The organism is Lentzea albida (assembly GCF_900111005.1).
In the GTDB taxonomy this organism is placed as follows: Bacteria; Actinomycetota; Actinomycetes; order Mycobacteriales; family Pseudonocardiaceae; genus Lentzea; species Lentzea albida.
This window is the reverse complement of sequence record NZ_FOFV01000005.1, coordinates 333,271-359,307: the sequence shown is the minus strand read 5'-3', so window position 1 is coordinate 359,307 and position 26,037 is coordinate 333,271. Positions and strand designations below refer to the sequence as shown.

29 protein-coding genes are annotated in these 26,037 nt (G+C 69.5%); 15 read left to right on the top strand and 14 right to left on the bottom strand.

Annotated elements, in window-relative coordinates:
• The first annotated feature begins 12 nt into the window (after nucleotides 1-12).
• On the top strand, nucleotides 13-453 hold the full coding sequence (locus tag BMY74_RS16270; protein WP_089916609.1) for a ClpX C4-type zinc finger protein: 441 nt from the start codon (nucleotides 13-15) through the stop codon (nucleotides 451-453).
• Here BMY74_RS16270 and BMY74_RS16265 read toward each other — a convergent pair.
• The 3 genes from BMY74_RS16265 to BMY74_RS16255 are packed head-to-tail and all read right to left on the bottom strand — an operon-like array spanning nucleotide 428 to nucleotide 3,523.
• Nucleotides 428-868, bottom strand: coding sequence for a response regulator (locus BMY74_RS16265; RefSeq protein ID WP_089916606.1), 441 nt, complete (start codon nucleotides 866-868; stop codon nucleotides 428-430). The genes BMY74_RS16270 and BMY74_RS16265 overlap by 26 nt on opposite strands.
• A complete protein-coding gene (locus BMY74_RS16260; RefSeq protein WP_089916604.1) occupies nucleotides 861-2,381 on the bottom strand; it encodes a sensor histidine kinase in 1,521 nt (506 codons plus the stop codon). Before BMY74_RS16260 ends, BMY74_RS16265 begins: the two co-directional genes overlap by 8 nt.
• Nucleotides 2,378-3,523 (bottom strand): PP2C family protein-serine/threonine phosphatase, encoded by a 1,146-nt coding sequence (locus BMY74_RS16255; RefSeq protein ID WP_089916601.1) that lies wholly within the window; start codon nucleotides 3,521-3,523, stop codon nucleotides 2,378-2,380. Before BMY74_RS16255 ends, BMY74_RS16260 begins: the two co-directional genes overlap by 4 nt.
• 65 nt (nucleotides 3,524-3,588) lie before the next feature.
• On the opposite strand from BMY74_RS16255, the gene BMY74_RS16250 reads away from it, so the two are divergent.
• The gene (locus tag BMY74_RS16250) at nucleotides 3,589-4,074 is read left to right on the top strand and encodes a GNAT family N-acetyltransferase (RefSeq protein WP_218159651.1); all 486 of its coding nucleotides are present in this window, start codon (nucleotides 3,589-3,591) and stop codon (nucleotides 4,072-4,074) included.
• On the opposite strand, the gene BMY74_RS16245 is transcribed toward BMY74_RS16250, so the two are convergent.
• From BMY74_RS16245 to BMY74_RS16230, 4 genes are all read right to left on the bottom strand, one after another.
• A complete protein-coding gene (locus BMY74_RS16245) occupies nucleotides 4,009-4,479 on the bottom strand; it encodes a YkvA family protein (RefSeq protein ID WP_089916598.1) in 471 nt (156 codons plus the stop codon). The two genes, BMY74_RS16250 and BMY74_RS16245, sit on opposite strands and share 66 nt — an antisense overlap.
• Before the next feature lie 155 nt (nucleotides 4,480-4,634).
• Nucleotides 4,635-5,042: a hypothetical protein gene (locus BMY74_RS16240; RefSeq protein WP_143091588.1), complete on the bottom strand. Its 408-nt coding sequence runs from the start codon at nucleotides 5,040-5,042 to the stop codon at nucleotides 4,635-4,637.
• An 84-nt stretch (nucleotides 5,043-5,126) separates the two neighbouring features.
• The gene (locus tag BMY74_RS16235; protein WP_089916592.1) at nucleotides 5,127-5,870 is read right to left on the bottom strand and encodes an anti-sigma factor family protein; all 744 of its coding nucleotides are present in this window, start codon (nucleotides 5,868-5,870) and stop codon (nucleotides 5,127-5,129) included.
• Nucleotides 5,867-6,436, bottom strand: a complete 570-nt coding sequence (locus BMY74_RS16230; protein WP_045315736.1) for a sigma-70 family RNA polymerase sigma factor — start codon at nucleotides 6,434-6,436, stop codon at nucleotides 5,867-5,869. The genes BMY74_RS16235 and BMY74_RS16230 overlap by 4 nt, the downstream gene beginning before the upstream one ends.
• Nucleotides 6,437-6,549: 113 nt before the next feature.
• Here BMY74_RS16230 and BMY74_RS16225 point away from each other — a divergent pair, with 113 nt between their 5' ends.
• The 4 genes from BMY74_RS16225 (at nucleotide 6,550) to BMY74_RS16210 (ending at nucleotide 10,297) form a co-directional block, all read left to right on the top strand.
• Entirely contained in the window at nucleotides 6,550-7,149 is a 600-nt protein-coding gene (locus tag BMY74_RS16225; protein WP_089916589.1) for a COG4315 family predicted lipoprotein, read from the top strand.
• 44 nt (nucleotides 7,150-7,193) lie between these two features.
• Nucleotides 7,194-7,928: a DUF4142 domain-containing protein gene (locus BMY74_RS16220; protein ID WP_089916586.1), complete on the top strand. Its 735-nt coding sequence runs from the start codon at nucleotides 7,194-7,196 to the stop codon at nucleotides 7,926-7,928.
• Between the two features lie 174 nt (nucleotides 7,929-8,102).
• Nucleotides 8,103-8,930: a 4Fe-4S domain-containing protein gene (locus tag BMY74_RS16215; protein ID WP_089916582.1), complete on the top strand. Its 828-nt coding sequence runs from the start codon at nucleotides 8,103-8,105 to the stop codon at nucleotides 8,928-8,930.
• Nucleotides 8,927-10,297: an NAD(P)/FAD-dependent oxidoreductase gene (locus BMY74_RS16210; RefSeq protein WP_177229769.1), complete on the top strand. Its 1,371-nt coding sequence runs from the start codon at nucleotides 8,927-8,929 to the stop codon at nucleotides 10,295-10,297. The genes BMY74_RS16215 and BMY74_RS16210 overlap by 4 nt, the downstream gene beginning before the upstream one ends.
• Nucleotides 10,298-10,956: 659 nt before the next feature.
• Here the strand turns inward: BMY74_RS16210 and BMY74_RS16205 are convergent.
• Nucleotides 10,957-11,901, bottom strand: a complete 945-nt coding sequence (locus BMY74_RS16205; RefSeq protein ID WP_089916576.1) for a beta-ketoacyl-ACP synthase III — start codon at nucleotides 11,899-11,901, stop codon at nucleotides 10,957-10,959.
• 81 nt (nucleotides 11,902-11,982) lie between these two features.
• Between BMY74_RS16205 and BMY74_RS16200 the strand changes: the two genes are divergently transcribed.
• Nucleotides 11,983-12,582 carry a TetR/AcrR family transcriptional regulator gene (locus BMY74_RS16200; RefSeq protein ID WP_089916573.1) on the top strand — a complete coding sequence of 200 codons (600 nt, stop codon included), beginning with the start codon at nucleotides 11,983-11,985 and terminating at the stop codon, nucleotides 12,580-12,582.
• On the opposite strand, the gene BMY74_RS16195 is transcribed toward BMY74_RS16200, so the two are convergent.
• The 3 genes from BMY74_RS16195 to BMY74_RS16185 are packed head-to-tail and all read right to left on the bottom strand — an operon-like array spanning nucleotide 12,552 to nucleotide 14,357.
• Nucleotides 12,552-13,277: an alpha/beta fold hydrolase gene (locus BMY74_RS16195; RefSeq protein WP_089916570.1), complete on the bottom strand. Its 726-nt coding sequence runs from the start codon at nucleotides 13,275-13,277 to the stop codon at nucleotides 12,552-12,554. The two genes, BMY74_RS16200 and BMY74_RS16195, sit on opposite strands and share 31 nt — an antisense overlap.
• Nucleotides 13,274-13,738 (bottom strand): hypothetical protein, encoded by a 465-nt coding sequence (locus BMY74_RS16190; protein WP_245786152.1) that lies wholly within the window; start codon nucleotides 13,736-13,738, stop codon nucleotides 13,274-13,276. Before BMY74_RS16190 ends, BMY74_RS16195 begins: the two co-directional genes overlap by 4 nt.
• A 34-nt stretch (nucleotides 13,739-13,772) precedes the next feature.
• Nucleotides 13,773-14,357 carry a TetR/AcrR family transcriptional regulator gene (locus BMY74_RS16185; protein ID WP_089916955.1) on the bottom strand — a complete coding sequence of 195 codons (585 nt, stop codon included), beginning with the start codon at nucleotides 14,355-14,357 and terminating at the stop codon, nucleotides 13,773-13,775.
• Between the two features lie 61 nt (nucleotides 14,358-14,418).
• On the opposite strand from BMY74_RS16185, the gene BMY74_RS16180 reads away from it, so the two are divergent.
• On the top strand, nucleotides 14,419-14,664 hold the full coding sequence (locus BMY74_RS16180) for a hypothetical protein (RefSeq protein ID WP_089916565.1): 246 nt from the start codon (nucleotides 14,419-14,421) through the stop codon (nucleotides 14,662-14,664).
• Between the two features lie 7 nt (nucleotides 14,665-14,671).
• Here the strand turns inward: BMY74_RS16180 and BMY74_RS16175 are convergent, their stop codons facing one another.
• The gene (locus BMY74_RS16175; protein WP_143091587.1) at nucleotides 14,672-16,294 is read right to left on the bottom strand and encodes a C39 family peptidase; all 1,623 of its coding nucleotides are present in this window, start codon (nucleotides 16,292-16,294) and stop codon (nucleotides 14,672-14,674) included.
• A gap of 63 nt (nucleotides 16,295-16,357) precedes the next feature.
• Here BMY74_RS16175 and BMY74_RS16170 point away from each other — a divergent pair, with 63 nt between their 5' ends.
• The 7 genes from BMY74_RS16170 (at nucleotide 16,358) to BMY74_RS16140 (ending at nucleotide 24,597) form a co-directional block, all read left to right on the top strand.
• Nucleotides 16,358-18,904 carry an AfsR/SARP family transcriptional regulator gene (locus BMY74_RS16170; protein ID WP_177229768.1) on the top strand — a complete coding sequence of 849 codons (2,547 nt, stop codon included), beginning with the start codon at nucleotides 16,358-16,360 and terminating at the stop codon, nucleotides 18,902-18,904.
• 23 nt (nucleotides 18,905-18,927) lie between these two features.
• A complete protein-coding gene (locus BMY74_RS16165; RefSeq protein WP_089916558.1) occupies nucleotides 18,928-19,836 on the top strand; it encodes a LysR family transcriptional regulator in 909 nt (302 codons plus the stop codon).
• A 114-nt stretch (nucleotides 19,837-19,950) separates the two neighbouring features.
• Nucleotides 19,951-21,099 (top strand): CaiB/BaiF CoA transferase family protein, encoded by a 1,149-nt coding sequence (locus tag BMY74_RS16160; protein ID WP_177229767.1) that lies wholly within the window; start codon nucleotides 19,951-19,953, stop codon nucleotides 21,097-21,099.
• Nucleotides 21,096-21,839 (top strand): crotonase/enoyl-CoA hydratase family protein, encoded by a 744-nt coding sequence (locus BMY74_RS16155; protein WP_089916555.1) that lies wholly within the window; start codon nucleotides 21,096-21,098, stop codon nucleotides 21,837-21,839. Before BMY74_RS16160 ends, BMY74_RS16155 begins: the two co-directional genes overlap by 4 nt.
• Before the next feature lies 1 nt (nucleotide 21,840).
• Nucleotides 21,841-22,560, top strand: a complete 720-nt coding sequence (locus tag BMY74_RS16150; protein WP_089916553.1) for an acetoacetate decarboxylase — start codon at nucleotides 21,841-21,843, stop codon at nucleotides 22,558-22,560.
• Nucleotides 22,557-23,405: a 3-hydroxyacyl-CoA dehydrogenase NAD-binding domain-containing protein gene (locus BMY74_RS16145; protein ID WP_089916550.1), complete on the top strand. Its 849-nt coding sequence runs from the start codon at nucleotides 22,557-22,559 to the stop codon at nucleotides 23,403-23,405. The genes BMY74_RS16150 and BMY74_RS16145 overlap by 4 nt, the downstream gene beginning before the upstream one ends.
• A gap of 1 nt (nucleotide 23,406) precedes the next feature.
• Nucleotides 23,407-24,597 (top strand): acyl-CoA dehydrogenase family protein, encoded by a 1,191-nt coding sequence (locus BMY74_RS16140; protein WP_089916548.1) that lies wholly within the window; start codon nucleotides 23,407-23,409, stop codon nucleotides 24,595-24,597.
• A gap of 7 nt (nucleotides 24,598-24,604) precedes the next feature.
• On the opposite strand, the gene BMY74_RS16135 is transcribed toward BMY74_RS16140, so the two are convergent.
• The gene (locus tag BMY74_RS16135; protein WP_089916545.1) at nucleotides 24,605-25,003 is read right to left on the bottom strand and encodes a TOBE domain-containing protein; all 399 of its coding nucleotides are present in this window, start codon (nucleotides 25,001-25,003) and stop codon (nucleotides 24,605-24,607) included.
• A gap of 30 nt (nucleotides 25,004-25,033) precedes the next feature.
• The gene (locus BMY74_RS16130; RefSeq protein WP_089916542.1) at nucleotides 25,034-25,999 is read right to left on the bottom strand and encodes an aldo/keto reductase; all 966 of its coding nucleotides are present in this window, start codon (nucleotides 25,997-25,999) and stop codon (nucleotides 25,034-25,036) included.
• Nucleotides 26,000-26,037 lie beyond the last annotated feature (38 nt).

Genomic DNA, 26,037 nt, shown 5'->3' with positions numbered 1-26,037 from the left:
ACGGTAGACGGCATGACGCTGGACGAAGAACTGCTGGCAGCGGCACGGAAGGCGGGGACCGCCTCCGCCGCTGCCCAAGACCAGGCCGACATCGCGAAAGCCGTGTACCACCACAGCGTGCTGAAGCTGCACCGCGCCGGTGGGTCGATGCGCGAGATCGCGGAAGCGCTGAGCATGAGTCATCAGCGCGTTCATCAGATCGTGGAACAGTCCAAGAGGACCGAACGCTGCTGGTTCTGCGGACGTGGCGCCGCCGACGTCGGCAAGATGATGGCCGGACCGGCCGCGTTGATCTGCGACCTGTGCATCTCGGAAGGCCAGGTGGCCGAGGTGGGCGACTGTTCGTTCTGCAGCAAGTCCGCGCCTGTGTTTTCAAGCGCGGAAGCGCAGATCTGCCGCTCCTGCCTGGACTTCAGTGCCGCCGTGATCAGCGGGGCAGCTTCACTACGGTGACGAAGAAGTCATCGATCTGCCGGACGACCTCGATGAACCTGTCGAAGTCGACCGGCTTCGTCACGTAGGCGTTTGCGTAGAGGCTGTAGCTGCGCAGGATGTCCTCCTCCGCCTCGGAGGTCGTCAGCACCACGACGGGGATCGAGCGCAGCTCGGCGTCCGCCTTGACCTCGCTCAGCACCTCGCGGCCGTCCTTGCGGGGCAGGTTGAGGTCGAGCAGGATCAGGCCCGGCCGCGGCGCGTTCTCGTACTGGCCCTCGCGGCGCAGGAACTCCAGCGCCTCCACGCCGTCCTTCACCACGTGCAGCTGGTTGCGGATCTTGTGGTGCTCGAACGCCTCCTGCGTCATCAGGGCATCGCCCGGGTCGTCCTCGACGAGCAGGACGTCGATCACGTTCAGCGGTGACTCAGACATGTACTTCCTCAGCTTGGGCGACGAGTTCGGGTACCACGGGCAGGGTGAACTCAAAAGTGGTGCCGGAGTCCACATCGGTCTTCAGCCAGATGGTGCCGCCGTGGTACTCGACGATCTTCCGGCACATCGCCAGTCCGATGCCCGTGCCCGGATACGCGTCCTTCGGGTGCAGGCGCTGGAAGATGACGAAGATCCGGTCAGCGTACTCCGGCTCGATCCCGATGCCGTTGTCACGCACCGTGAACTTCCACATCTCGCCGTCCTGCTCCACGGCGATGCTGATCACCGGTGCCTCGTCGCCCTTGAACTTGAGCGCGTTGCTGATCAGGTTCTGGAAGACGGCGCTGAGCAGCGACGCCTCACCGCGCACCGAGGGGAGCTCCGCGATGTCGAGCCTCGCCCCGGTCTCCTCGATGCGGTCGGAGTAGCTGTCGACGACCTGGCGCACGAGGTCGTTCAGGTCGATCACCATCAGCTCGCGGGTCATGCGGCCGACGCGGGAGAACGCCAGCAGGTCGTTGATCAGCACCTGCATGCGCTTGGCGCCGTCCACCGCGAAGCCGATGTACTGGTCGGCGCGCTCGTCGAGCTGGCCGCCGTAGCGCCGTTGCAGCAGCTGGCAGAACGACGCCACCTTGCGCAGCGGTTCCTGCAGGTCGTGCGAGGCGACGTAGGCGAACTGCTCCAGCTCCGAGTTCGAACGCTGCAGCTCGGACTTCGCCATCTCGAGCGTCGCGAGCTCCTGCACGATCCGGCGGCGCATCGCGTCGACGTCCTCGCCGAGCTGCACGGTCTCGCGCGGGCCGTCCGCGTCGATCTCGTGCTCGAAGTCGCCGGACGCCACCTGCCGGGTGTGGTCGGCGAGGTTCGCGAGCGGCGCGATCAGCAGGCGGTGCAGCAGCAGCGACAGGCCGCCGATCACCGCCACCAGCAGCACGCCCATGCCGATGACCAGCCACAACACCACGTTCGCCGCACGGTCGAGGTTGGCGCGCGCTTCCCGGCCGAGCCCGCCGATGTCGGACTGCAGTGCCGCCGTCTCCGCGCGGATCTCGTCGAACAGCACCTTCCCGCGTTCGATGGTCACCCCGGTGCCCGAGGCGGGACCGGACTGCTGGACGGTGGCGACGGTCGGCTCGGCGTACTCGGAGCGCCACCGGCCGGCCAGCTCCTGGATGCGGCCGACCCGGCCGTTCACGTCGCCGACCAGGTCGACGACGGTCCTGGCGGCCTCGGTCTCGGCCGCCTGACCGTCCCGGTAGGGCTGCAGGAAGTCGTTCTGCCCGGTCAGGGTGAAACCGCGCACGCCGGTCTCCTGGTCGAGCAGGGCGCGGTTCAGGTCGTTCGCGCGGCGTGCGGCGGGTTCGATCCGGTCGACGGACCGCGCCCGCGAGGAGCTGAGCGCGTCGAGCGCGACGACCGTGGAGGAGATCGCCACCGCGGTCATGGCCAGCAGGACCACCACGATGACGCCCAGCAGCCGGCTCGCCGGCAGCCGTTGGGGCAGGTTCACTTTCCGTCCTTCAGCAGCAGGATGGCCACGTCGTCGTCGAGCGCCCCGCCGTTGAGCTCCGTCACCTCCGCGATGACCGAGTCCATCCAGTTGGGGCCGTCCTGCAGGTGTCTGCCCAGGATCTCGCACAGGCGTTCGACACCGAGGCGGTCGACGTCGTCGGGTACCCGGCCCTCGATCAGTCCATCCGTGTAGCAGGCGAGCGACCAGCCGGACGGCAGCGGCACGTCCACACCGGTCCACGCGTAGTCCGTCAGCACGCCCAGCGGCACGCCGATCTTCGACTTCGGCAGGTCCACGATCTGCCTGCCGACCATCATCAGCGGCTCGGGGTGCCCCGCGAGGAAGTAGCGGGCCGAGCGGCGGTCCGGCGACACCGTGACCATGCAGGCCGTGGTGAAGATGCCCTCGCCGTGCCGTTCGGCGACGAGGACCTGGTCGAGCGTCTTGAGCACCTTCTCCGCCGGTTCGCCCGCGAGCACCAGCGCGCGCCACGCGATCCGCAGGCAGACGCCCAGTGCGGCCTCGTCCGGGCCGTGGCCGCAGACGTCACCGATGATCGCGTGCACGGTGCCGTCCGGCAGGCCGACCGCGTCGTAGAAGTCGCCGCCGAGCAGCATCCGCTGGCCACCGGGCTGGTAGCGGACCTCCAGGTCGACGTCCGAGTTCTGCAGCAGCGGGGGAGGCAGCAGGCCGCGTTCGAGCCTGGCCCGTTCGGCGGCGATCAGCTCCGCCTCGCGGAGCTTGCGCTGGGCGTCCTCGGCGCGGCGGCGTTCGACCGCGTACCGGACGCCGCGCAGCAGCAGCTCGCCGTCGACCTTGCCCTTGATGAGGTAGTCCTCGGCACCCGCGGCGACCGCGTCGATGCCCTCGCGCTCGTCGTCGAGGCCGGTCAGCACCAGGATCGCCGGCGCGTTCTGCTTGGCGAGCAGCCTGTGCAGGCCGGTGAGCCCCTGTGAGTCGGGCAGACCGAGGTCGAGCAGCACGCACTCGGCGTCGGAGAGCATCTGCTCCGCCTCGGCGAGCGTGCCGGCGCGCGACAGCACGAACGGCGCGTTCGCCTCTTCCAGCAGTGCCTCCACGAGCACCGCGTCGCCATCGTCGTCCTCGACCAGGAGGACGCGCACTGTCTTGGTTCGCATCAAGTCGGACTTTAACGTTATCGGGCTGGAAGGTACGCGTCCGACCTACCAGGATGACGGGCGTGTTGATCCGTCTCGCCCAACCAGCCGAGCTGCCGTACCTCCAGCAGATCGAAATCGCGTCCGGAGAACCGTTCCGAGACGCCGGAATGCCCGAGATCGCCGACGACGACCCGATGTCCCTCGAGGACCTCGCCGAACAGGAGGTCTGGGTCGCGATCGGCGCGGAAGGCGTGCCCGTGGCGTTCATCGCCGTCGGGGACGTCGACGGCGCCACACACGTCCACCAGGTGAGCGTGCACCCCTCGCACGCACGTCAGGGGATCGGCGCTGCGCTCATCGAGCACGTCACCCGTGCCGAGCGCGCCGTGACGCTGACCACGTTCCGCGACATCCCGTGGAACGCGCCGTACTACGAACGCCTCGGCTTCCAGGCCGTGGCGGACGTCTCGCCCGGCCTGGCCGAGATCATGCGCGAGGAGGCCTCACGGGGCCTCGATCCCGCGACCCGTGTCGCCATGGCCCTTCTCCCAGCGCAGGTACGAGCCTGAGGCGATCGAAAGGCTGCTGAGCAGCCACACGAGGACACCCGCGTCGTCGGTCACGCCGATCACCGGAAGGAACTCCGGCAGGACGTCGATCGGCGACACGAGGTAGACCAGTGCCACCGCCCACATCAGCACCTGGCTGCGCGGCAGCTCGGGGTACTTCCCGCTCCGCCACGTCCTGAACAGCCGCGGCAACGCCTTCAGGCGCGCGATCGGGTTGCCGACCGGGCCGGGACCGTTCTGGGCGCGCTTGCGGCGGTTGCGCAGCACGCCGAGCCCCGCGAACACCAGACCCAGCGGGATCATCACCCAGCCGGCGACGGCAGGGCTCAGGCCGCCTAGAGGGGCGTCGCGGAGCAGCAGGATCAGCAGACCGGACAACGAGACGAGCGATCCGAGGACGACCATCTGTGCTGGGCTCCCTAGTGACTCGAAACGCGGCGGGCGGGTTCGCGGACGGATCGTGGCACCGCTCCCGCGTCGTCGTGGTGGACGTGCGGGCCGGAGCCGCGAGGGCGTCCCTCCCCACCTGAACGCTCCACCTACGCCTCCTGTCGCACCGGCTAGCTCGGCTCCTGGAAGAGCATCGTCGGCACGGCCCTGTGCGGTTGCCTCTGCTGCGGCTCCGGCTCCCGCAGCTCGATCACCGCTTCGGGTTCCTCCGCGGGCACCTCTTCAACCACCGGCTTCGGCGCCGCCTTCACCGGCGCGGCCGCGGTCTGGTCCAGGGCGGCGCGCGCCTTGGAGATCCAGACCTTCTGCATGGCCTCGTCCTTGGAACCGGCCGCCGTGGCCGCGAGTCCGGAGAGGACACCGCGGATGCGGGGGACCAGTGCTGGATGACGCCGAATCGCCTGCCACACAGCGTGATCACCCGGGAGCCGGGCGGAGACGAGCCGCGAGACCTGCACGCGCAGCTCCTCTGTGGACAGATCGAGCCAGCGCTCGACCGCTGACGGGCCAATCGCCACGTAGACAGCCTTCCCCTCGAACGACAACTGCCCCCACAGGATCTCACGGATCCGATGGGGGCAGCGGTCTGGTGCCGGGAAAGGTCAGGAAGCGACGACCTCGAGCAGCGTCTTGCCGTTCTCGTCGACGATCCGGAACGTCGCGATCTCGTGCCACCGCATGGCCACGTTGGCGGCCAGCTTGATGGTCTTCTTGTCCCCTGCCACCGGTTCCGGGGCGTACCAGGACGTGACCTGCGCGACGCGGCCCGCCCGTCCGACGGCGACGAGCGATCCCCTGCCGGGGCCCGCCATGCCGGAGATCTCGATGTCCATCGCCGTCCCGGACGGCTCGTCGGACGCGGTGATCTTCGTGCCGACGCCGCTGTTCGGGTCCTGGTGCTTGAGCTCCATCGACTTGTCGGAGGAGTTGTTCGCCACCCTCGTCTGCGACGTCGACGTGCCGGGGTTCTGGGGTGCCGCCTGGTTCGAACCTTCATCGCTGCCGCGCACGACGAGCGTCGTGACCACGGCCGTCACCGCCACGACGCCGGCGGCGGCGGCCGCGACGCCCTGGGCGACGAACCACCGTCGGCGCTTCCTGCGCGCGGCGACGGCGTCGAGCATGACCCGCACCGACTTGCCGTCGGGGCGTTCCGGGGCCGTTCCGCGCAGCATCCCGCCGGCGTCGGCCTCGTCGATGAGGTCCGGCACCACCGCGAAGTCGCGCAGGTCGAGCGCGCACCGCCGACACTCGGTCAGGTGGTTCTCGAACGCCTCCACCTCATCGGCATCGAGGATGCCGAGCACGTAGGCGGCGACGTCGAGGTGATCTGGTGCCGTTGTCACCGCGTCTCTCCCCGATCGTGCAACGCACGCCGCAACGCACGGAGCGCGTAGTACACCCTCGACTTGACCGTTCCCGGTGGCACACCCAGTGCCGCCGCGGCCTCACCGACGGTGCGGTCCCGCAGATATGTTTCGAGAATAGCCTCCCTGTGTTCCTCCGAGAGACCGTTCATCGCCTCCGCCACGACGATCGCCGCGAGGGTGCGATCCTCTTCGCTGCCGGAGGGCGACTCGTCCGAAGGGGTCAGTTCGAACTCCTGCGGACGGACGCTTCTCTTGCGCCTGTCGTCAATGACCAACCGCCTTGCCACCGTGAACAACCACGACCGCAAGAGCACGGGATCACGCTCGAGTTTCTCGGCGTTGCGCCATGCCCTGACCAGGGTTTCCTGCACGATGTCCTCGGCCCACTGGCGATCGTGGCCCGTCAACCTCATGCAGTGTCCCAGCAGGGCACTGCCGAATTCCTCGTACAGCCGACGGATCAACTCTTCCTCGAGAGATCCCGGTCTTGGTGATTGTTCGTCTAACTCACGTTGACGTCTATGCCGCGCCACGGGGGACATCCTTGCCCCATCAACCGTCCGAAGTCGAGAGGCAAATATTCCTCACGAAGTCCGTGAACCGTTGCCGGATCGTGTCCGTACTCCTCGGTACCCCGCCGAGAAAGGACCTGCCGATGCGACGTGGACCAGCCATCACCGCCCTGGCGGCACTGGCTCTCTCCCTCACCGCGTGCGGCAGCACCCAGACCCCTCCCGGTGGGGCGGCCGCCGCCGGTGGCCTGCAGGCCAAACCCGCTGATCTGAGCGGTATGAACAACTACTTCATCGCGAACAACGACCAGATGGGCTGGTTCGTCATCGACGCCGAGGGGCTCCCGCTCTACCGGTTCGACAAGGACGTTCCCAAGCCCTCGAAGTCCAACTGCGAAGGGGAGTGCGCGAAGGCCTGGAAGCCGGTCCTCGCCGACAAGACGCCGATGGCGACCGGTGTGGATCCGATCTCCATGGGCGTCCTGACCAGGCCGGACGGCACCAAGCAGCTCACCATCCAGGGCTGGCCCCAGTACACCTACGCCGAGGACAAGGTCGCCGGCGACATGAAGGGCCAGGGCAAGGGCGGCACGTGGTGGGTCACGGCCCCCAACGGCGCCAAGATCACCGGCGGAAAAGCGCAGAACAACAGCAAGAGCAGCAGTACGCCGAGCACGTCCCCCGGTTCCGGAACGGCGCAGACACCGCAGTCCGCGCCACCTCCGGCAGCGCCCGGTTACTGAGCCCACTGCTCAGCCGCAAATCATTCGCCCCCTATCGACTTCCTTTGGACAACGAGGACAACAAGACGATGACCAGAGCCCTCGCCACCGTCTTTGCGCTGTTGTTCCTCTTCTCCGGTCTGACCGCCACGGCTGCAGCACAGCCCGCGGACACCGGGGGAGTGATGGACACCCCGAGCGGACCGCTGACCGCGAACGACCGCGAACTGCTCAACCGGGTGCGCCTCGCAGGCCTGTGGGAGATGCCCATGGGCGAGCTCACGGCCACCAAGGCGTCCAACGCCAGGGTCAAGCAGATCGGCAAGATGATCATGCTCGACCACATGATGCTGGACGCGCTGACGAAGAAGACGGCCGCGGGGTTCGGGCTGACCACGCCCGACGTGCCGAACCCGGCACAGCAGTCGTGGATGGAAGAGATCAACGCGCTTGAGGGTGACGCGTTCGACCAGGCGTTCGTCGCCCGGTTGCGCGCCGCGCACGGCCAGATTTTCCCCTTCATCGCGAAGGTGCGCTCGGGGACCCGCAACGACGTCATCCGCGGGTTCGCCCAGGCGGGCATCGACGTGGTGATGAAGCACATGACGTTGCTGGAGAGCACCGGTCTCGCGGGCGACTCGTCGTTCGCCGAACCGCAGCCCGCCGGCGGCATCATCAACGCGACCCTGGCCTCGAACGAGGGGCCGAACATGTGGGTGATCCTCACGGTCACCGCCGCGGGAGCCGTCCTCACGGTGCTCCTGCTCCGAGTACTCCGCCCGCGACGACCGGTGCGGTGATTCGCAAGACCCCGTTGTGGCAACGGGAAACGGAGGTGGTGTCCCAAGGTCAGAGGCACTCCAACGCGGACCTGTTCCCACCCGCCCGGTTCTGATGTGTCCACTCCTGCACCCAGGACCGGGCGGGTTCCCGCGAGGTAGTCCCACCCAGTGGTTTCTCCGGAGGAAGAGTTGTTGTCGAGCCAGATTCCGCTCCTGGTGGCCCAGTCGTCCGAGTTCGACGCGGGCGTCAAGAAGATGGCGCAGCTGTCTGCCAGGCTGGCTTACGTCCTGATGTGCGCCACCCTGTCCTGGGGTGTGCTGATCGCGACCGGGTGGGCCGAGAAGCTCACCGGCCGTGAGGGTTTGAAGAACGGGCACATGGTGCTCGCGTCGCTGGCGATCGCGTTCGGCTGCGTCCACGCGTTCGCGTTCACGCTGATCCAGACCGGTACGTTCAGCTTCGTCAAGCTCGTCCTGCCGTTCGTCGACGGCGGTCTCTTCCGGCACGCGCTGGGCATCCTCGGCCTGGAGGTCATGCTCGCGATCGCCGTCCTCGCCTCGATGAGGCACAAAGTCTTCTACCGCAAGTGGTTGAGGTTCCACCAGACGGCGTACATCGCGGTGGGCATCACCGTGGTGCACTCCTGGTTCGGCGCCATCGCGAACGGCAACCTGTCCGTTCTCTGGCTGGCCGGCCTCACCGTTCTCGTCCCCACCGCGACCCTGGCGCTCGCCAGGTTCCTGCCTCCCGAGGTGCTGGTGCGCATCGGCATGCTCGACTCCGAGCGCGGCAAGGAACCCGGCGTCGGCGAGGGCGACGCGATGGACGTGAGCGTCAACAACGAGAAGTGCCACCGCTACGGCACCTGCCAGGCGGAGGCCCCCGACGTCTTCCAGTTGATCGAGGACAACCGCCTGACCTACAACCGCCGGCCGCCAGAGGAGCACTTCGCTCAGGCCCGGGCGGCACAGCGCGCGTGCCCGATGCGCGCGATCGAGATCAGGGAGCGAGTGAAGTGAGCGAACGGATCGTGGTCGTCGGCGGCGGACTCGGTGGAGTCCGTTCCGCGGAACGGCTGCGGGAGATGGGTTTCGACGGGCAGATCACCATCCTGTCCGCCGAGCGGCACCTCCCGTACCACCGCCCGTGCCTGTCGAAGCAGATCATCACCGGGGAGTGGACCCCGGACGACGCGTTGCTGTCGTTCTCCGGAGACCTCGACGCCGAGTGGCGGCTGAACTCCCCGGCCCTGCACCTGGACCCGAAGAAGCAGTCGGTCTGGGTCCCGGGCGGCGAGGAGATCAAGTACGACGGCATGATCATCGCCACGGGCGTCGACGCCCGCGCGATGGGCGGGGCTCCGCGCCACGACCCGCGGGTGCACGTGCTGCGGACGCTGGACGACGCGGTCGCGATCCGCAAGAACATCCGCCAGTCCCAGGGACTCGTCGCCGTCATCGGCGGCGGCTTCATCGGCTGCGAGCTCGCGTGCTCGGTGCGCCACATGGGCCGCGACGTCGCGCTGATCGTGCGTTCGCCCGCCTTGCTGGGCGGCGTGGTCGGCGACGACATCGGCAAGAAGATCACCGAGGCGCACGTCGAGCACGGCGTCCGCCTGGCCACCGGCGTCGGCATCAAGCACTGGGTGCGCCAGCCCGGCGGCATCGGGATCCACCTGAGCGATGGTCAGGTCTTCTTCGCCTCGTGCGTGGTGCTGGCCGTGGGCGCCTCGCCGGCCGTCGACTGGCTGCGCGGCTCCGGCCTCGACATCTCCGACGGCGTCCTGTGCGACTCCACCAACCACGTGGTCGGCGCCGAGAACCTCGTCGCCTGCGGCGACGTGGCCCGCTGGCCCAACATGCGCTTCAACGGCGTGGTCCGCCGCGTCGAGCACTGGCTGAACGCCGTCGAGGGAGGCCGCGCCGCGGCCGAGAACCTCCTCGTGGGCCGCAACCACGCCAAGACCTACACGCCGGTGCCCCGCTTCTGGACCGAGCAGTACGGCATGCGCGTGCAGGGCGCGGGCCTGCCCGTGCTCGGCACCGACACCACCGACGTGAACGGACTCACCGGCTTCATCGCCAACGGCAAGCTCGTCGGCATCGTGGGTCTGGAATCGCCGGGCAAGATCATCACCGAGACCCCGGAACTGTTCCGGCAGAACGAGGTCGAGACGAACACCCCGGTGTGGACGCAGCCCGAGCCGGCTGCGGAACCGGAGGTCCTCCCGACCACCATGATCCCGGTTCCCGAACCGGTCGCCGCCCACGCATCATCCGTTCCCCCGTCCGTCTCGTCGTCGATGTCCCCGCCATTGCAGCGGCGGAGGCACTCGCGCTCGAGGCCGGAGATGGTGCGCTCGGGCGGAGGACGCGCGAGGCCCTAACCAGGTAGAGGAGGTGCGGTTGCCGGTACAGGGCAAGCGGGAGCGGCGAACTCCGACGTCGCCCGCGTGGCCAGGTGGCGGACCGATGACGTCACGCGGCGATGCGCTCGTTCCCGCGCCGGCAGCTTGGATCTCCTTCTCGTGCGTCACCAACGGTGTGGCGGCTCGGCGGGCTCCCGAGTCGCCACACCGGCCTATGTGCGGTTCGGGTTGTGCGGCTTGTGCTTGTGCGGGCTGGCGCCGGTTCCAGCGAGGTGGTCGCGTGGCGTGCGGTCGCGTCACCTGGCGAGGGTGGTTGCGTGGGCCTTGTCGAGCCGGGTTGTTTCATCGCCGCTTCGCGACGATTGCGATTGGGGCTTGACTTCGGGGCCCTTGCGAGGCCTTCTCGGCCTGGAAAAGGCCGGTCTGTGAAGCCCGGCCGAGTGGTCAAGTTCAAGGCCTCGCACCCGAAGTCAAGCCCCAATCCCCGTCGGGGCCGGGTCACCACCGCTTGCTCGGGCAGGCGAGGTAAGGACGCCTCGGCTTCGCCATTGCGTTGGGCAGCAGGTGCGCCCCCGGCTCCGCCATTGCTTGACAGCAGGTGCCCCCGGCTCCGCCATTGCTTGGCAGCAGGTGTGTTCGGCGTGCCGGCGCCCCCGGTGGTGCGGCGGGCCGCCGCCCTACGGAGCCGTGATCACCTGGCCCGCCCACGACAACCCGCCGCCGAACGCGAACAACAGCACCGGCTGACCCGAAGGCAGTTCCCCGCGCTCGGCCATTTTGGACAGCGCGAGCGGAACGGACGCGGCCGAGGTGTTGCCGGACTCCACCACGTCGCGGCCGATCACCGTGCCGGGGCTCAGGCCGAGCTTGCGCGTGAGTGCCTCGATGATCCGCAGGTTGGCCTGGTGCGTGACGACGGCCGCGAGGTCCGTGACGGCGATGCCCGCCCGTTCGCAGGCCTCGACCGCGATCGACGGGAGTTCGCTGGTGGCCCAGCGGAAGACCGACTGGCCCTCCTGGGCGAAGCGCGGCTGCCACTCGTCGACCAGGCGGACGGCGTTCGCGCGGGTGGGGTCCGAGCCCCACGTGGCCGGGCCGATGAGGGCGTCGGGGGAGGCGCTGACCACGGCCGCGCCGGCGCCGTCGCCCAGCAGGATGCAGGACGAGCGGTCCGTCCAGTCGACGAGGTCGGACATCTTCTCGGCGCCGATGACGAGCGCGTGGCGTGCTGCGCCCGCGCGGATCGTGTGGTCGGCGGTGGCGAGGGCGGTGCAGAAGCCGGCGCAGGCGTTGTTGAGGTCGAAGACGACCGCGGACGGGATCTCCAGCCGTGCCGCCACCTGTGCCGCGGTGGAGGGGGAGCGGTCGATGGCCGAGCAGGTGGCGACGATGACCTGGCCGATGTCGGACGGAGCCAGGCCGGAGGCGGCGAGGGCCTTCGCGCCTGCTTCGGAGGCCATGTCCGCCACGGTTTCCGTGGGGGCGGCGATGCGGCGGGTCGCGATGCCGGTGCGCTGGAGGATCCACTCGTCGTTGGTGTCGACCATCTTCTCCAGGTCGGCGTTGGTCAGCACTCGCTCGGGCTGGTGGTGGCCGAACGCTACGACACGTGATCCGGACAAGGTGGGCTCCTTCGGCGAGGCTGCGACGCCGCGAATATAGCAACCGATCGGTCGGTAGCTAAAGAGACGTAAACTACAGGGATGAGCCCGCGCAGATCTGTCGCCGACACCCTCGAGACTCGGCAGCGCATCCTCGACCGCAGCCTCGCCATCGCCTCGGCGGAAGGGCTCGAGGGGCTCACGATCGGGCGGCTCGCCGCGGAGCTCGGGATGAGCAAGGCCGGGTTGCTCGGGCACTTCGGCACCAAGGAGGCCCTGCAGCTCGCGGTGGTCGACCAGGCCGCGGAGGTCTTCCTGCGCGAGGTGCCGCGCAAGGTGAAGCAGATGCCGTCGGGGCTGCCGCGCCTGATTGAGGTCTGCGAGGCGTGGGTGTCCTACCTCGAACGCGAGGTGCTGCCCGGCGGGTGCTTCTTCACCGCCGCCACGGCCGAGTTCGACGGCCGCAGCGGGCGGGTGCGGGACGCGCTGGCGGGCATGAACGCGTTGTGGCGCCGGGACCTGCGCATCCACATCCGGCGCGCGGTGAGCGACGGCGACCTCAAGCCGGACACCGACGTCGAGCAGCTGATCTACGAGATCCTCGGCGTCATGCTGGCGCTCAACCACTTCCTGCAGCTGGAGCACGACGAGGCGGCGCCGCGCCGCGCACGTCAGGCGCTGAAGCGACTGCTCACGAAGTGATTCACGGCCGCCGCGACCTCCGCCGGCCGTTCGGCGACCATGCCGTGCGACGCGTCGATCTCGTGCACCTCGACGTTCGGGGGCAGGTCACGGCGCAGACCGGCGCGGTGGGCGTCGAACAGCGGCACGAGGTCCGGTGGCACCGGCAGGTTTCGGGTGGCGAGCACCAGCAGGAACGGCACGGTCACCTTCGCGAAGACCGGGAGCGCGTCGAGGAGCTCCGGTGAGGTCCGCAGCACCGAGAGGATCTCGCGGGACGGGCGGGTGATCGTCTCCAACTGCGCGTCGAAGATCGCGTTCAACCTGGCCAGGCCCTCGACCACCTCTTCTTCGGGCAGACCCGAGTAGTTCGCCGGATGCGTTGTGGCGGAACGGTGTCCGTCCAGGCTGACGGCCGCCGGGCAGTCCGGGTGCCGCAACGCCCACAGGCCGGCGATCACGCCGCCCAGCGAGTGGCCGACGACCACCGGGCTGACGAGTCCGAACTGGACGGTCGCGTCCTCGAGGTCGTCGAGCACCGCGTCCCAGTCCCAGGGGCCGTCGGGTGAGTCGCCGTGCCCGCGCAGGTCGACGGCCACGGCACGTCCGTCCAGTTGCGGCGCAAGCGTTTCCCACGCCGTCCTGTCGCCGCCCAGTCCGTGCAGGAGCAGGAACGGCCGTCCGTCGCCGCCGAAATCGGTCGCTGCCAACCTCACTGGTCTCTCCTCAGGCTCAGTCGTGCGCGGATCGAGTCGACGGTCACGCCGCCGTCCGGGTGCCGCAGCAACTTGGCGCGGTTCACGAGGTCGTGCACGCCCTGGCGGGTGATGCCGAGCATCGCGCCGGCCACGCCCAACGACACGTGGTCCCTGCCTGGGTGGCCGGCGCGGCGCGCGGTGACCCGGCCGAGCGGTGTCGCCCACCAGCTCTCGGGCGGGTCGAACGGCGTGTCACCGGGGTAGAGCACGGACAGCAGGCGGACGGTGACCTGCCGGGCCAGCGCGTCGTCGGGTCCGAGCAACTGGGCCGCCCACATGTCGGCGTCGGCGCGGACCGACAACCGCAGGTCGGCCAGGCCGGCCTGCGGCAGCAGGATCTCCAGCGGGTCGAGCAGGCGGCTCGTCACGAGCCGGATCAGGTCGTTCCGCAGGTCCACGTGTTCGGAGAGGGTCGCCACTTGACAGACGATATCAAGTACTTGACGGTCGGCGTCAAGTACTTCGGAGCATCGTCCCCAGTACCTGTGCGAGGACGTCCGCCGCCGGCTCCCGCAGGACGGCCTGACGCAGGGCCAGTCCGATCCCCAGTGCTCCGATCACGACGACGATCTGGTCCACGGGCAGCACCGGGTCGAGTCCGAGTCGCTCGAAGTGCTCGGCGAGCAGGGTGACGACCTGGGCGTCGTGCCGCTGCTGGAGTGCGGCCACCTGCGCCGCGATCTGAGGTTGCTGGGCCGTGGCGGCGAGCACCTCGGCCGTCACGGCGGTCCACTTCGCCGCCTCTTCGTGGGCGGCGCCGCCGAGCGTCGCGATCAGTTCGTCGCGGTCACCGGTCCGGCCGAGGGCCTGCCGCAGACCGTCGAGGTGGGTTCCCGCGTCGGCCTCGACGATCGCCAGCCACAGCCCCTCCTTGCCGCCGAAGTGCTTGTAGACGGCGCCTCGGGTGTAGCCGGCCTCGGCGGCGATCTCCTCGACCGACGCTGCGAGGAAACCCTTGCGCAGGAACACCTGCCGCCCGGCGCGCAGCAGGTGTTCGTGCGTGCGTGCTTGCTGTTCGACCCTCGTGAGCCTGGCCATCACTCGCCCATTCAGTAACACGGTGTTTCTGGAAACGTCGTGTCACTGTACAGTCGGGCGCATGGACCTCCTGCTCGGCGTGGCCGCGTTCCTGAGCCTGCCGCTGACCCTCGCGGGGTTCACGTGGTACGCCCTGCGGGCCCGCCGGACCGGCAGTGGTCAGTCGCTCATGGCGCCGTTCGAGGAGATCTGGGATCCCGTCGCCCACCGGACGAACGTCGAGGTCCACGCCGAGGCGCAGCGCTCCCCGGAGACCCCCGCGCCGGGCGATCCGCTCGACGACCAGGTCCCCGGGGTCCGCCGGTAGGAGGTCGTCAGGCGGCCCACATCTGCACCGGCGCGATGTAGTTCCAGCTGTACAACTGGTTCGCCCCGTCGTAGCTGCCGTCCGTGCCCGCGCCATAGGTGTCGTGGACGTAGAACTGGCCGTTGTCGTGGTACCCGATCACCACGGACAGGTGCCCGGCCGTCGAGCCCCACGTGCCGCTCATGATCACGAACTTGCCCTGGTCGAGGAACGCGCGGACCTGCGCCGGCGTGAAGTTGCCCTGCTGCACCGCGGCGCCGTTGCGCGCCAGGAAGTCGCGCTCCGACTCCCACGAGGCGCAGGGGCGGGCCGGGTTGCCGCCGCAGTAGTAGCCGGTGATCCAGCCGTGCGCGCCTTTCCAGCTGCCGGTGCGGCCCCAGTCGGCCATCGTGCGGTTGAAGGTGGTGCCGCGGTTGGAGAACTCGTCGGTGATGTAGCGGCCCCACTTCGAGTAGTGCGAGAACGGTTGGGAGACCTGCACGCCGAACTCGGTGGGCAGCTGGTAGGTGACGAGGTCGATCACGGCGCTGGTCGGGCCGCAGGACGAGTTGCCGTTGAAGTCGTTGCGCGTGTCCCACAGCTGGTGGATGTACTCGGCGCGGTTCAGCCGGCCCATCGTCGTGACCTCACCGTCGAGCGTCGCCGCTCGAAGCCCGGACGCCTTCACGTAGCCGCGGGCAGGGCTGCCGATCACGGCCTCGGTGCCGTCGAAACCGGTCAGCGCGTGCGTGAACGACAGGCCCTCGACGACCCGCGAGGCCTTGCCCGAGGCCAGTTCCTGCACGTAGACGCCGTTGAAGGCCGCGAACTGGTCGGGACCGAGCGCCTTGTCGGTCACGCATCCCATCACCTCGTACGCGACGCGCGTGCCGTCGGTGCTCCACACCGCGCCGCGGTAGTGGTGCCGGGTCTGGCCGACCAACGAGCGGATCTCGCCGTGTTCCGACGCGAGGCCCAGCCACTGCGGTTCGGTGCCACCGCAGCGGTAGATCTCGTTGTGCTTGACGAAGCTGACGTGCCGCTCGCCCCGGACGTCGACGAGTTTGAAGTCGCGGTACAGCGCGGACGAGTCCGACGTGATCAACGGCTTGGCGGCGCCGGACTTCAGGTCGAACCGCACCAGCGAGCCCACGAACGTGCTGTCGTCGGCGACGTCCGGGTGCTGCACGGCGAGGAGCCCGGTGCCGTCGGAGGTGAAGCCGAGCAACTCGGGCGCACGGCCCTTGAGCGTGCCGACAGAGGCGCCGTCGACCACGACGTTCTCGCCGTCGGCGTAGGCCAGCGAGGAGCCGTGGAACACGGCCGACGTGATCTTTCCGCGGGCCACGAAACGGGACTTGCCATAGCGGTCGACGGTGTGCAGCGCACCGCCGCTCGTGCCGTCGAAGTCGGAGATCACGGCCGCCAGCGCGCCATCGGCGGAGGACGTGGACTTGATGGTGTAAGCGGGATCGCTGACGGTGAAGGTGGCTCTCTTCACGCCGCCGACGACCACGTCGTAGCCGTTGGCCGACTTCACGGCGTGCGACTGCGACGGGCTGGAGGAGTAGGGCTCGACGGCCTGGGCGGGGGACACGGCGGCGGCCAGGGTGCCTAGTGCCACCACCAGTGCCAGTGGGGTTCTCGTCATGGACCAAACGTCGTGGCGCGTGGCATGTGTCCGGTATGTGGATGGTGGTTACGATCGGGAGTTGTGGAGTTCCGGGTGCTCGGGCCGGTCGAGTGTTACGCCGACGACGGCGTGCGGCTGGGCCTTGGGCCGCCCAAACAACGAGCGGTGCTCGCGTTGCTCCTCGCGCAGGCGGGCCGGGTGCTGTCGGTCGACCGCCTGATCAGCGTGCTGTGGGACGACGCCCCGCCCAAGACGGCGCTGAAGAACCTCCAGGTCTACGTCTACCAGCTGCGCAAGGTCGTCGGCTCGCGGCTGCTCTCGCGGGCACCGGGGTACCTGATGTCGGTCGACCCGGCGGAGTTGGACCTCACCCGTTTCACCGACCTGCTCGCCGTCGCCCGCCGGGAACGCACGCCGCAGAGCTACCGCGAGGCGCTCGCGTTGTGGCGCGGGCCCGCCCTCGCGGACCTCGCGGCGTCCGGGCTGTTGCGCGGGGTCGTGGCCCAGCTGGAGGAACTGCGGCTGGCCGCGCGGGTCGAGTGCGCGGAGGCGGAGCTCGACCTCGGCCGGCACGTCGAGGTCGTCGCCGACCTGGGCGAGTGGGTGCGCGAGCACCCGTTGAACGAACGCCTGCGCGAGCAGCAGATGGTCGCGCTGCACCGTGCGGGCAGGCCGGCGGAGGCGCTGGCCGCCTACCAGGAGTGCCGCCGGGTGCTGATGGACGAGCTCGGCGTCGAGCCGGGGGAGTCGTTGCGGCGTCTGCAGGCCGAGGTTCTGCGCGCGAAACCCGTTGGCGCGGCGGCGATCCGGCAGTTGCCGCCGGACGTCGTCACCTTCGCCGGACGGGCTCGCGAGCTGGACCTGCTCCGGGCGCGGCTGCGGCAGGACAGGGTCGCGGTGTGCGTGATCACCGGGCAGGCGGGCATCGGCAAGTCGGCGCTCGCGGTGCGGGCCGCGCACGAGATCGCGTCGCGGTTCCCGGACGGCCAGCTCTACGCCGACCTCTCCGACGGCGCCTCCGAGCGGGTGCTGAGCCAGTTCCTGCGCGCCCTCGGCGAACGGCCCGGTGACGAGGAGGCCCTGCGCTACCGCTCGCTCACCGCGTCGCGCCGGCTGCTCGTGGTGCTGGACAACGTCGCCACCGCAGGCCAGGTCAAACGCCTGTTGCCGACCGGTCCCGGCTCGGCCGTGCTGATCACCTCCCGCCGCCCGCTGACCGAGCTGGCCGGTGCCTCGTACGTCAAACTCGGCGCGCTGCCCCTGGACGACGCCTCCCGGCTGCTGGAGGGCGTCGCCGGCGAGGTGCAGGACGCCGCGGACCTGGTGCGCTGGTGCGGCGGGCTGCCGCTGGCGTTGCGCATCGCGGGCGCGCGGCTGGCCGCCCGTCCACAGTGGACCGCACCGCTGCTCGCCGCGCGCCTGGCGGACGAGACGCACCGGCTCGACGAGCTCAGGCTCGGTGACGTCGCGGTCCGCTCGGCCTTCGAGGTCAGCTACGCCGAGCTGGGATCCCCTGACGTGGCAAGGGTGTTCCGCCTGCTGGGGCTCCTCGACGGTCCGGACTTCGCGGTCGCCGCGGCACGGGCGCTGACCGACGTGCCGGACGTGGAGGAGCTGCTCGCCGAACTGGCCGACGCGCACCTGGTCGAGGAACCGGTGCCCGGCCGGTTCGCGCTGCACGACCTGCTGCGCCTCTTCGCCCGCGAGCGGTGCCGCGCCTGCGAGTCGCCGGAAGAACGGTCGCTGGCACTCGAACGCCTGCACAAGCACTACCTGGAGGCGTTGGCGGACAACCCGACCGACCTCTGGCTCGCCGAGGAGCGCGACAACCTGATCGCCGCCGCGCACCAGGCCTCCCCGGCCGACGCGATCGCCTTCGCCACCGGCCTGTCGTGGTACTTCCGCCGCCGCTCCGAGGTGGCGGACTGGGCCGCGCTGAACGCGCTGGCGCTGGAGGCCGCGCGGTCTTTGGGCGACGTGCGCGCGGAAGCGTTGGCGCTGAAGGAACTCGGCGCCGCCTGCGAGCGCGGCTTCAGGTTCGCCGAGGCCCAGCGGCACTGGACGGCGGCCCTGACCCTGGCCCGGCAGCTGCACGACCGCCGGCTGGAAGCCGTGACGCTCAACAACCTCGGCATCACCCACTGGCGCCGCCGCGACCTGCCCGCCGCTTTGGAGTCGTTGCGGGAGTCGCTCGCGTTGCGCGAGGAACTGGACGACTCGCAGGGCGCGGCCTACGTGCGCACGAACCTGGGGCTGGTGCACGCGGCTCTCGGCGACCTCCCCGCCGCGCTGGCGTGCTACGAGGAGACGCTCGTGACGCTGCGGGCGTGCGGCGACAGGTCGGGCGAGCTGCACGCGCTCGCGAACATGGCCGACGCCCACCGCCAGCTCGGGTCCCTCGACCAGGCGCTGGAGCTGGCGGACGAGGCGCTGCGGCTCGCGCGGTCGGTGGGGGACCGGCAGATCGAGGCGGGCGTGCTGCTCGACCGGGGCATCGTGCACGAACTCGCCGGGCGGGCGGAGCAGGCGCGAGCCTCCTACGGCGAGGCGGTGGAGTTGTCGCGGCGCATCGGGTTCCGGTGGGGCGAGTCGGAGGCTTCGCGGAAACTGGCCGCGCTGGACGGCTGACCCGAACGGCCTAGTCTGATCACGTGGAACTGCTGCACCTCAGGTACTTCGTGGCGGTCGCCGAGGAGCTCAACTTCTCGGCGGCGGCGCGGAAGCTGCACATGGCCGCGTCGCCGTTGAGCCAGCGCATCAAGGACCTCGAACACGAGCTGGGGCGGCCGTTGTTCGACCGCAGCACCCACCACGTGGCGCTGACGGACGCGGGCGCCGCCCTGCTGCCGATCGCGCGGGACGTGCTCGACCGGGTCGGGTCCATCCGGTGGCGGCTCGACCAGGCCACGGGACCGGACCGCGTCACGGTGCTGGTCGGCATGCCGGCGGGGGTCCACCCGGCGCTGCGGGAACGGCTGACCGCACTGGCCGAGCGCGTCGCCGGGCGGTTCGAGGTCAAGCGGTGGCCGGGGACGACCTCGGACCTCGTCGCGGCGGTGAAGGACGGCAGGCTCGCACTCGCGTTGGCGCGGCTGCCCGTGCAGGAGGCCTCTCTCGACGTCCTGCACGTGATGACCGAACGCCTCGGCGCCGTGGTGCCCGCCGACCAGTTCGAGGGACGTGATTCGGTCAAATTGGCCGATCTGACCGAACTCGCGTACGCGAAGTCGCCGGAAGAAATAATGCCCGCGTATTTCGACCAGCTCGACCGGCAGCTGCGCGAACTGGGCATCAAAAAGCGCATCCAGCTGAGCAACACCGGCTACCAGGGCACCTCGGAGATCGTGTCGAGCGGCCTCGGGTTCTCCGTTTCGATGCTCGACGAGGACAGCGCGATGAGCGGATACCGCCTGGAGAACATGGCGGTGCTGCCGTTCGAGGACTTCCGGGCGCAACTCGACACCGGTCTGCTGTGGCGGCACGACCGGGGCTCCGGAGGCGACCTGGACGACCTCGTCGACACCGCGAAAGAAATCTTCGCCGAACCGATCGTCAAATGAACAATGGTGTGACCGCTGTGGTCATACCATTGTTCGCGACATGATCGTTCCCTTTCTCGCCGTTCCTCACTAACTTCGGAGGTGCAGGAACGAACAGGTGCGAAAGGACGAACGATGAAGGACATCACCGCCGGTCCGCTGGACGGCGTGCGGGTGATCGACCTCTCGACCGTGGTGATGGGCCCGTACGCGGCCCAGATCCTCGGAGACCTCGGCGCCGACGTGATCAAGATCGAGTCGCCTGTGGACACCGTCCGCAACGGCCGCTACCGCACCACGCCGGGCATGACCCCGTTGAGCCTCAACGTCAACCGCAACAAGCGCAGCGTCGCCCTCAACCTGAAGGACGAGGGCGACCGCGAGAAGGCCCTCGAACTGATCGACACGGCCGACGTGCTGATCACCAACATGCGTCCCGGCGCCCTGAGCAGGCTCGGCATGGACTACGCCGACGTCGCCGAGCGCAACCCCGGCCTGGTCTACGCCCACGCCCAGGGCTTCCGCGGCGATTCCGACCGCGCCGGCACCGCCGCCTACGACGAGACGATCCAGGGCGCGTCCGGTCTGGTCGACATCGCGAACCGGGCCCTTGGCCGGCCCGTCTACCTCCCGACGATCCTCGGCGACAAGGTCTCGTCGCTGACCATCGCCTACAGCGTGCTGGCCGCGCTGGTGCACCGGAACCGCACCGGGCAGGGCCAGCGCGTCGAGATCCCGATGGCGGACACGATGATCGCGTTCAACCTGGTCGAGCACCTCTCCGGCCACGCGTTCGTGCCCGAGGAGGGGCCGACGGGCTTCAACCTGTCGATGGCCAAGGGCCACCACGCCGTGCACACCAAGGACGGGCTCGCGTGCGTGGTGCCCTACAACCCGCAGAACTTCCGCGACTTCTTCGCCGCGGCGGGCCGTCCCGACCTGGTCGAGGACCCGCGCGTCGCCGGCGAGCGGATCGATCCCGGCGACAGCGACGACCTGATGGGCCTCGTCGACGCGTGCGCCCCGGCGCTGACCAGCGAGGACTGGGCCGAGGTGTGCGCGAAGCACAGCATCCCGTTCGGGCCGGTGCTGGAGCTGGACAAGGCGCACGAGGACCCGTACGTCCGCGACGGCCACCTGCTCGACGAGGTGCGGCACCCGACCGAGGGCACGATCCGTTCCATCGGGATCCCGGTGAAGTTCTCCGCGACGCCCGCCACCGTCCGCCGCCTGGCCCCGCTGCCCGGCGCCGACACCGCCGAGGTCCTGGAGGAGCTGTCATGAGCGAGGTCCGCACCGAACGCGCCGGTTCGGCGTTGCTGATCACGATCGACCGCCCGGAGGCCCGCAACGCCGTCAACGCGGCCGTCGCGACCCAGCTCTCCGCCGCACTGGACGAGCTGGAGGCCACGCCGGAACTGCGCGTGGGCGTGCTCACCGGTGCCGGTGGGGCGTTCAGCGCCGGCATGGACCTCAAGGCCGCGCTGAAGGGCGAGTCGCCGGTGGTCGGCGACCGAGGGCTCGGCGGGCTCACCGAGGCCGAGCTGACCAAGCCGTTGATCGCCGCGATCGAGGGCTTCGCGCTGGGAGGCGGGTTCGAGCTGGCACTGGCCTGCGATCTGATCGTCGCCGCCGAGGGCGCCAGGTTCGGACTGCCCGAGGTGAAGCGCGGCCTGATCGCCGCCGCAGGGGGAGTCGTCCGCCTGCCGCAGCGCATCCCGCACCACCTCGCGATGGAGATTCTGCTGACCGGCGAGCCGATCGACGGCGTCCGCGCGGGTGCGCTGGGCATCGCCAACCGGGTCGTGCCGGACGGCGAGACCGTCGCGACCGCGCTCCAGCTCGCGGAGCAGATCGCCCTGAACGCACCGCTGGCGCTCGCCGCCGTGAAGGCCGTCGTGCGTTCCCAGGACCCCTGGGCCGCGCAACGGGCCGAGAGCGCCCGCCTGATGACCACCGCTGACGTCCGCGAGGGCATGACCGCCTTCGCCGAGCGCCGCGCTCCACAGTGGACAGGACAGTGACATGCTGGGCACCACACCCCTCACCGCACCCGCGTTTCCCGCCGTGCGACCGCGGTTCTTCGACCGCGAGTACCTGAACATCGTCTACCGCACCGATCCCGAGGCGCTGCGGGCCGTCGTCCCCGCGCCGCTCGAGATCGACGAGCCGCTCGTCCGGTTCGAGGTCATGAAGATGAACGACGTCACCGGCTACGGCCCGTACACCGAGGCGGGCCAGGCGATCCCGGTCGTCTTCGACGGTGAACGCGGCGAGTACCTGCACGCGATGTACCTGGACAGCTTCGCCGCCACGGCGTCCGGCCGCGAGGTCAGCGCCTACCCGAAGGTCATGGGCTCGCCGAGGCTCTACGCCGACAACGGCGCCCTGGTCGGCACTCTCGACTACGGCACCGTTCGGGTGGCGACGGCCACGATGGGTTACAAGCAGTACGAACTGGACACCCGTCAGGCTGAGGCGGAGATCACGGTTCCAACCTTCATGCTGAAGACCATCCCAGACTATGACGGTTCGCCGCGGGTGCAGGAGCTCGTGCGCACGGAGATCACCGACGTGGTGGTCAAGGCCGCCTACACCGGCCCCGCGCGCCTGCAGCTGTTCCAGCACGTCCTCGCGCCGCTCGCCGACCTCCCCGTGCTGGAGGTCCTCTCCGCCAGCCACGTCATCACCGACCTGACGCTCGCTCCCGCCAAGCCGGTTCACAACTACTTGGAGGAAGCATGAAGCCCGAGAGCAGGTCCAGGACAGTCGCTGTCGTCGGAGCAGGGGTGATCGGCCTGTCGTGGGCCCGCCTGTTCGCCGGGTACGGCCTGACCGTGCGCGTCGTGGACCCCCGTCCCGACCTGGTGGTCCCCGACGGCGTGGAGATCGCCGCCAGCGTCGCCGAAGCCGTGCGGGACGCCGACTTCGTGCAGGAGAACGGCCCGGAGGACCTGGAGTTCAAGAGGACCCTGTTCGCCGAGCTGGTCCGGGAGGCACCGGAGCACGCCCTGCTGCTCAGCTCGTCGTCCGCGATCCCGTCGACCGCGTTCACTAAGGGCATCGACGGCTCGCGCGTCCTGATCGGACACCCGTTCAACCCGCCGCACGTGATCCCGCTGGTCGAGGTCGTGCCGGGGGAGCAGACGAGCGAGGAGTCCGTCACGAAGGCCGTCGAGTTCTACCGCTCGCTCGGCCGCACGCCCGTCGTCGAGCGCAAGGAGATCCCCGGCTTCGTCGGCAACCGCCTGCAGGCCGCGCTCTCCCGCGAAGCCGCCTACCTCGTCGAGCAGGGCGTCGTCACGCCGCAGGACCTCGACGCGGTCGTCACGAACTCGCTCGGCATCCGCTGGGCGACGGTCGGGCCGTTCCTCGGCGCGCACCTGGGCGGTGGCCCCGGCGGCTACCGGCACCTCGCCGAGCACATCGGCAAGTCGATGCGGGGTTTGGACCTGGGCACCCCGTCACAAGATCCGGAACGGCTCATCAAGGCCGTGGAAGACGCTTACGGCTCCTCCACGTACCCGGCTCTCGCCGAGACGCGCGACCGCAGGCAACTCGCCGTTCTGACGGCATTGGAGGAGAACTGACATGGACCGCCTGGAAGACCAGCTGACCGCCGACTTCTACGACTACGAGGCGCTGCTGAGCGACGAGGAGCGCAAGATCCTGCTCGGCGCCCGCGAGTTCATGACCACCGAGATCAAGCCGATGGTCAACGACGCCTGGGGCAGGGGCGAGTTCCCGCACGAGCTGATCGGCAAGTTCAAGAGCGCCGGCCTCACCGCCCTGTCGTACGAGGGCTACGGCGAACACCCGGCCGCCGTCAGCAACCTGCTCACCGGCATGCTCGCGATGGAGATGACCCGCACCGACGCGTCGGTCGCGACCTTCTTCGGCGTCCACAACGGACTCGCGATGTACTCGATCTACTCGGGCGGCTCGCAGGAGCAGCGCGACCGCTGGCTGCCCGCCATGGCCGCGATGGACAAGATCGGCGCGTTCGCGATGACCGAGCCGCTGGGCGGCTCCGACGTGGCGGGCGGCATGCGCACCACCGCGAAGCGCGAGGGCGACACGTGGGTGCTCAACGGCGCCAAGAAGTGGATCGGCAACGCCACCTTCGCCGACTACGTGGTGGTGTGGGCGCGCGACCTCGACGACGACCAGGTCAAGGGTTTCGTCGTGGAGAAGGGCATGCCCGGCTTCGTCGCCGAGAAGATCGAGGGCAAGATCGCGTTCCGGATCGTCGAGAACGCCGAGATCACCCTCACCGACGTCCGCGTGCCCGAGGCGAACCGGCTGCAGAACATCAACTCGTTCCGCGACATCGCGGAGATCCTGCGCGCCACCCGCGGCGGTGTCGCGTGGCAGGCGCTCGGCGTGATGATCGGCGCCTACGAACTGGCTCTGGCCTACGCGAAGGAGCGCGAGCAGTTCGGCCGCCCGATCGCCCGTTTCCAGATGGTGCAGGACAAGCTGGTGCAGTCGCTCGGCAACATCACCGCGTCGTGGGGCATGCTCGTGCAGCTCGCCCGGCTGCAGGACGCGGGCATCTTCAAGGACGAGCACTCGTCGCTCGCGAAGGCGTTCGTGACCTCCCGCATGCGCGAGGTCGTCGCCTGGGCGCGGGAGATCTTCGGCGGCAACGGGATCGTGCTGGAGTACGACGTGGCCCGGTTCTTCGCCGACGCCGAGGCGATCTACTCGTTCGAAGGCACGCGCGAGATGAACACGCTGATCGTCGGCAAGGCGATCACCGGGCAGAGCGCGTTCGTCTAGAAGTTCTCTAGGCCTCGGGGATCTCGACGACCACGTGCGTCGACTTGATCGAGGCCACGGCGACGCTGCCGACCTCCAGGCCGAGCTCGTCCGCGGACTCACGACTCATCAGGGACGTGACGCGGAAGGGCCCGGCCTGCATGTCGACCTGGGCCATGACGCCGTCCTTCACGACCCGCGTGACGATGCCCTTCATGCGGTTGCGCGCGGAGGCCGCCACCGTCGCGCCGGGCTCGGCCACCTCGGTCATCTTCTGCGCGAACGCGGCGAGCTCGGTGCCGCTGACGCCCTTGCGCCCGTTGTCGAGGACGACGGACGCAAGGCGGCCCTGGTCGATCCACCGGCGCAGGGTGTCGTCACTGACCCCGAGCAGCGCGGCGGCCTCGCTGATCCGCAAGTTCGGCACGAGCGGGAGTGTATATCCGCGTTTGCCGAATCAGGAGTGGCCGGCGATGCGGTGCGGCTGGTAGCCGGACTCCAGCTGGCGCACCTCGTCGTCGGTGAGCTCGAAGTCGAGCGCCGCCAGGGCGTCGTCGAGCTGACCGGGCTTCGTGACGCCGATGATCGGGGCCGTCACGACCGGGTGGCGCCGCAACCAGGCCAGTGCGACCTGGGCCCGTGAGACACCGCGGGCGGAGGCCACGGCGGCCACCTGCTCGACGATCGCGCGGTCGGACTCGAGGTACAGGGTGGACCCGAACTCGTCGGTCTCGGTGCGGGCGGTCGTGGCGTCCCAGTCGCGGACGAGGCGGCCGCGCGCCAGCGGGCTCCACGGGATCACGGCGACGCCCTGGTCCGCGCAGAACGGCAGCATCTCGCGCTCCTCCTCGCGGTAGAGGAGGTTGTAGTGGTTCTGCATCGACACGAACTTCGTCCAGCCGTTGGCCTCCTGCGTGTACAACGCCTTGGCGAACTGCCACGCGTACATGGACGACGCACCGATGTAGCGGGCCTTGCCGGACTTCACGACGTCGTGCAGCGCTTCGAGCGTCTCCTCCAGCGGGACGGTGCTGTCGAAGCGGTGGATCTGGTACAGGTCCACGTGGTCCGTGCCGAGCCGGCGCAGCGAGTTGTCGATCTCGGCGAGGATCGCCTTGCGCGACAGGCCGGCGCCGTTGGTGCCCTGGTGCATGCGGCCGTGGACCTTGGTGGCGAGGACGAGCTCGTCGCGTCGCGCGAAGTCCTTCAACGCCCGGCCGGTGATCTCCTCGGACGAGCCGTCGGAGTAGACGTTCGCGGTGTCGAAGAAGTTGATCCCGGCGTCGAGCGCGGCCTTGATGAAGGGCCGGGACTCCTCTTCGGGCAGGGACCACGAGTGGTTGCCCCGTTTCGGATCGCCGTAGCTCATCATGCCGAGACAGAGCTCGGAGACGTCCATGCCGGCGAGCTTGGTGTAGCGCACTGTCAGCCTCTCAGGGAAAGGACCATCACGGTCGGGTG